Source organism: Helicobacter sp. T3_23-1059 (genome assembly GCF_053654515.1).
Map to the genome: position 1 here is coordinate 1 of NZ_JBSIUV010000088.1, position 5,365 is coordinate 5,365.

Annotated in this window: 5 protein-coding genes; 4 read left to right on the forward strand and 1 reads right to left on the reverse strand. The window is 34.1% G+C overall.

All coding sequences use genetic code 11. The features are described 5' to 3' along the window. The 3 genes from ACWIX0_RS12775 to ACWIX0_RS12785 form a co-directional block, all read left to right on the forward strand. Positions 1-637: type I restriction-modification enzyme R subunit C-terminal domain-containing protein (locus tag ACWIX0_RS12775; protein WP_454174367.1), on the forward strand; the 637-nt coding region annotated here is incomplete at its 5' end. An 80-nt stretch (positions 638-717) separates the two neighbouring features. After that, the gene (locus tag ACWIX0_RS12780) at positions 718-2,544 is read left to right on the forward strand and encodes an ATP-binding protein (protein ID WP_454174368.1); all 1,827 of its coding nucleotides are present in this window, start codon (positions 718-720) and stop codon (positions 2,542-2,544) included. Next, on the forward strand, positions 2,534-3,910 hold the full coding sequence (locus tag ACWIX0_RS12785; RefSeq protein WP_454174369.1) for a restriction endonuclease subunit S: 1,377 nt from the start codon (positions 2,534-2,536) through the stop codon (positions 3,908-3,910). Before ACWIX0_RS12780 ends, ACWIX0_RS12785 begins: the two co-directional genes overlap by 11 nt. A 61-nt stretch (positions 3,911-3,971) precedes the next feature. On the opposite strand, the gene ACWIX0_RS12790 is transcribed toward ACWIX0_RS12785, so the two are convergent. Then, complete coding sequence (locus ACWIX0_RS12790; RefSeq protein ID WP_454174370.1) at positions 3,972-4,142, reverse strand: hypothetical protein; 171 nt, start codon at positions 4,140-4,142, stop codon at positions 3,972-3,974. A 60-nt stretch (positions 4,143-4,202) separates the two neighbouring features. Here ACWIX0_RS12790 and ACWIX0_RS12795 point away from each other — a divergent pair, with 60 nt between their 5' ends. Next, on the forward strand, positions 4,203-5,273 hold the full coding sequence (locus ACWIX0_RS12795) for a Fic family protein (protein WP_454174371.1): 1,071 nt from the start codon (positions 4,203-4,205) through the stop codon (positions 5,271-5,273). Positions 5,274-5,365: the final 92 nt, after the last annotated feature.

The following is a 5,365-nucleotide window of genomic DNA, read 5'->3' on the forward strand; positions in this document are numbered from 1 at the left end:
AAACTTTATCTACATTGATGATATAAGCGTAGATGAAGTCATCACAGGCGCATTTTCGAGAGACAACGCGCTTCAACAAATCGCAAATTTCAAAGAGTTTCTCACAACGCACAAAGACGAGCTAGAAGCCCTGCAAATCATCTACGCACAAAGCTATGCCAAAAGGCATTTGACGCGAAATTTCATAAACGAGCTACACGAGAAGCTAAGATTTGCAGGGCTAGGGATTGCAAATCTATGGAATGCCTACGCACTCACGCAAAAAGGACGCATAAAACCCCTAAAAAATGCCGAATCAAAACTTACAAATCTCATTCAGCTTGTGCGATTTGAGCTAGGATTTGATAGTGAGTTGCGAGATTTTGGCGGTGTGGCAAATTCGCGCTTTGATCTTTTCAAAGGACGGCAAATCAAAAAGGGCATAGAGTTTAGCGCGGAGCAACTAGATTTTCTAACCCACATAAAAGACTATATTATCGCAAATGCTTATTTAGCAAGTGATGATTTGCAAGGGCTAAATGATGCTTGTGGCGACACAAACGGAATCTTTGTGGCAAAAGCCCTTTTTGGCGAAAACTTCGTCCCATTGCTTGATGAGCTAAATTTCGCACTTATCGCGGGACTAAAAGCGAGTTAGATTAAATTTTTTAAGATAGATTGTATTAAGGGAAGTTGTGTATAATTGCAAGACAAAACTAAGATTGTTAAGGGGACAATATGGACACCTATGCTAGTCTTATGGGATTGGCTACTAACTTTTACAAAAGCAAGAAAAATGCAGTAGAGCTGATATTGCGTGAGGCTATTTCTAATGCTATTCACGCTTGTATTTTGGAGCATAGACAACAAAATCAAAGATATTTACCTAAGATTTACATTCATATCAATTCGCAAAATAATAGTATTAAAATTATAGACAATGGCATAGGTTTTTCAGAATCTGATAAGAAAATCTTTTTTGATATAGCACAATCAAACTCACTAAAACAAGAAAATAGTTTGCCAAGCAAGGGTTTAGGCAGATTAGTATTTGTCTATTTTGGTAAAAATATATCTTTTAGCACAGCACACAACAAACAATCTTTTTCTTTTATATATCCACCAGAGATTGATTTATTTACGACAATTAACGAGCAACACCAAAATACAAGCAACCCAAATGGCACGACTTTAAATTTAAATGTCGATGAAAACTATATGGAAACTTTTATTAAAAAATTTAAAGTTATTGATGATTTTGAGGAATGGATTTTGGATAATTTTGCATTTTTGCTCTATGATTTTAATGATTTAAAAATTCACATTGATATAGACAATAATGCAAAAAATATAGAAATATCCAAAATTAACAAAAAAGAATTTTCTATCCAAATAAACAACCAACAATACAATTTAGAAATTCTTATCGTAGATTCTAATGCAAATTTGGATATAAAATTAGTTGCCCATAAACTTCTCATTGATAAAAGGGTAAAATATGACAGAACGATTAAAGGGTTAAAGAAAAAAGTTTATATAGCTTCACCATTATTAGATGATAGAATCACACCCGATGGATTAAATGCAGAAATAGATGATATTAAGCAAGATTTAGAGCAAGAAATAACAAAAATTTTGGATATTGAATTTGCGGAACTCATATCAAAGCAACGAGAGGAATCGTGTAACAATTTAAGCAACACTAAAAACGAACTCCCATTTTTAGCGGAATTTATGCCTAGCTTTGATTCTGTTACAGGACATAAGATTCAGCAAAAAAGAGATTTTATCCAAGAGGCAATAAAAGAAAAAGCAGATTTAGAACAAAAGTTTTGGGAATCAGATGATAGCCAACTAGACACTAGATTGCAAAAATCCGCTTTATATCTCTATGTCAAACACAGAGAAAGAGTTTTGGCTTTGTTAGAAAAAATGATGGGAGATTCTAGCTTTAAAGAAGATGATTTTCATCAACTGCTAACAGATAGAAAGTGTGAAAATTTAGAAGTGGCAAACCATAATTTATGGCTATTAGATGATAAGTTTTCATATTTCTTTGAAGCGCATAATGCACAAAGTGGCGAATCTAATGTAGATATTGAATTTTATCTAAATCCATTTATCAATGATGAGGGCGAACCAACACATATCGTTTTAGTGGAATTAAAGCGATTAACAAAAGCGCATAATGCTGGGGAAATGATAGAACAGCTTAAAAAATATGCTACCCAAATTTACAAAAATGCCAAAACCAAAGGTGGAGTAAATATACAAGTAGAGAAGTGTCAATTTTTTGGTTATATCATCGCAGATATTAACGACATTAAAAAAGAGGAAAATTCGCAAGATGAAGGTAAATTTAAACCTATACCCTACACAGAATCTAGTTTTGAAGGCATTGTATCTTTTATGTCTCCAAAAGATAGTAGAATCCCACTAAATATTACTTTGTTATCCGCACAAGATTTGTTAAAAATAGCTAAATTGCGAAACAAAACTTTATTTGAAATTTTAAATATGACTAATCCTAAAATAGACGAAAACGAACAAAATAATGCCAACTAGCGAATTTAAAAATTTACCAAAGAATTGGCAAATTAAAGAATTGGGGGAAGTTTGCGTATCCACAAGTTCAAATATCACATTCAAAAACATACAAGATAAAAAAGGCGATTATCCCATTTATGGTGCAAGTGGCGTTGTCGCGTATGTGGATTTTTACACAAAAGAAAACGAATCTTTGGGAATCGTAAAAGACGGCGCAGGTATAGGGCGTGTGTTTTTGTTGCCACCAAAAGCGTCTGTTATCGGCACTTTGCATTATATTGAAAATGGCTATGATTTAAATTTAAAGTATTTATTCTACTTTTTGCAAAGCATAAATTTAGCGCGATATATCACAGGCTCGGCAATCCCACATATTTATTTTAGAGATTGGAAAAAAGAGCAAATCCCACTGCCGCCACTTGAGATTCAAAAGCGCATTGTGGCAAGGCTTGATGAAGCATTTGCGCGAATCGATAATGGCACAAAACACCTAAAATCCGCCCAAAATAATATCGCCAAATACAAGCAAAGCCTACTTAAATCCGCATTCAACGGCACATTGACAAACGAGCCGTCATTGCGATGGAGCAAAGCGACCGAAGCAATCCACTCTCATCGTCATTGCGAGTCCTTGCGACAGCAAGGCGAAGCAATCCACGAATCAAAAATAGATTGCCACGATTTGACTTCGTCAAATCTCGCAATGACAGACAAAAATTCCCCCTCCCTTGCGGAGGGGGCTAGGGGGTGGATAGATTCTCGCAATAGCGAAACTCCAAATCTCCCGCAAGGCTGGACTATCAAAACACTTGGGGAACTTACTTCTATTCTTGGTGATGGATTGCACGGAACACCAAAATATGATGAAAGTGGTGAATTTTATTTTATAAATGGCAACAATTTAGACTTTAATAAAATTTGCATAAAAGCTAATACTAAAAAAGTTGGATATGAAGAATTTTTAAAATACAAAAAGCAATTAAATGAAAATACAATTTTTGTATCAATCAATGGAACACTAGGAAATACAGCAACTTATAATAATGAAAATATCATTCTTGGAAAAAGTGTTTGCTATTTTAATGTTAATTCAAACTTGGATAAATATTTCATATTGTATTTTTTACAGACTATTTCTTTTAATATTTATGCAAATAAAAATGCAACAGGAAGCACGATTAAAAATTTATCTTTAAAAGCTATGAGAAATTTGCCTATCCCACTACCGCCACTAAAAACCCAAAAGCAAATCGTAGCGGTTTTAGAAAAGCATTTTAGTAGCGCGGATAAAACAAGCGCGTTTATAGACTCCACACTAAAAAACGCAAAGCAACTAAAATCAAGCCTACTCAAATCCGCCTTTGAGGGTAAGCTGGTGCAATAAATTGTCATAATGAGGCGTTAGCCGAAGTATCTCAAAAATCAAAATAATAGAGATTTTTCGCCTACGGCTCAAAATGACAAAAATAGCCGTCATTGCGAGATTCACGCAGTGAATCGTGGCAATTTATCAAATCAACAAATGGATTACCACGAAGTCGTGCCAACTTCTCGCAATGACAGAATGGATAGGACAAATTAGTGAATATGTTAAAAAAATTTGATTCTTTTAACATAACTAGCTATAATGTTAAAAATTTTACGATTTTTTAACATATCAAAACAAAGTAGCTGTAATGAGAGAATTTATCCCTGATGAGCTTCCGCTAGATATTCACATAAGCGAGGCTATATATAAGCTAATTATATCGGCGTATAGGGCTTTGGGCGATTTAAATAAGGTTGCAGGGACTATTCCTAGCAATGATTTGCTGATAAATGCGCTTATTTTGCAAGAAGCAAAAGATTCTAGCGAAATAGAAAATATCATTACCACGCACGATGAGCTATTTTTGGCAAGTGTCGATGATAGCAAAATGACACAGGCGACAAAGGAAGTGCGGGATTATGCAAAGGCTTTGAATATAGGATTTTGGCTTATTGATAGAAATAAGCTATTTATAAATTCGCATATTTTAACGATTCAAAAAAAGCTAGTGCGCAATAACGCAGGATTTAGAAAACAAAGTGGCACAATGCTAAAAAATCCAGCCACAGATGAAATAAAGCATATACCACCACAAAATTACGATGACATAGTGCGCTTAATGGGGAATTTAGAAAAATATATCAATGATGATAGTTTGCAAGATTTTGACCCACTTGTAAAAATGGCAATTATTCATTATCAATTTGAGAGCATACATCCATTTTATGATGGCAATGGCAGAAGTGGGCGGATTATCAATGTGCTTTATCTTGTATATAAGGGAATTTTGGACTTACCTATACTCTACCTTAGTGGCTATATCGTGCGACATAAGGCAAGGTATTATGAGCTACTCCAAAAAGTGCGTGATGATGGAGTGTGGGAAGAGTGGATAAGCTATATGCTTGTAGGTGTAGAACAAACAGCAAGAGCAACTATTGAGACGATAAAATCTATCCAAAATCTTATGCAACACACAAAAGATTTATTAAAAAATCAAACGGATTTTTATACAAAAGACTTGCTAGAAGCATTATTTATCCACCCATATACACGGATAGATTTTATAAGTCAAAAGCTAAATATCACAAGGCAAACAGCTTCAAAATACCTTAAAATTTGTGAGGGGCTAAAAATCGTGCAGTGCGTGAAAATTGGCAAAAATCATTATTATATCAATGTGGAACTTTGTGATATTTTTAGGAAAGGAATATGTTAAATTTTGGCTTAGATTTTAACATATTGAAAAAATGTGTTAAAAATTTGCTAGATTTTTAACACGATAGAATTTAATCTCAACAAACGGAGGCA

What these genes read in the sequence shown, in the direction of transcription:
- ACWIX0_RS12780 (WP_454174368.1), top strand. Translation starts at nt 718, where the DNA reads ATGGACACCTATGCTAGTCTTATGGGATTGGCTACTAACTTTTACAAA.
- ACWIX0_RS12785 (WP_454174369.1), top strand. Translation starts at nt 2,534, where the DNA reads ATGCCAACTAGCGAATTTAAAAATTTACCAAAGAATTGGCAAATTAAA.
- ACWIX0_RS12790 (WP_454174370.1), bottom strand. Translation starts at nt 4,142, where the DNA reads ATGTTAAAAGAATCAAATTTTTTTAACATATTCACTAATTTGTCCTAT.
- ACWIX0_RS12795 (WP_454174371.1), top strand. Translation starts at nt 4,203, where the DNA reads ATGAGAGAATTTATCCCTGATGAGCTTCCGCTAGATATTCACATAAGC.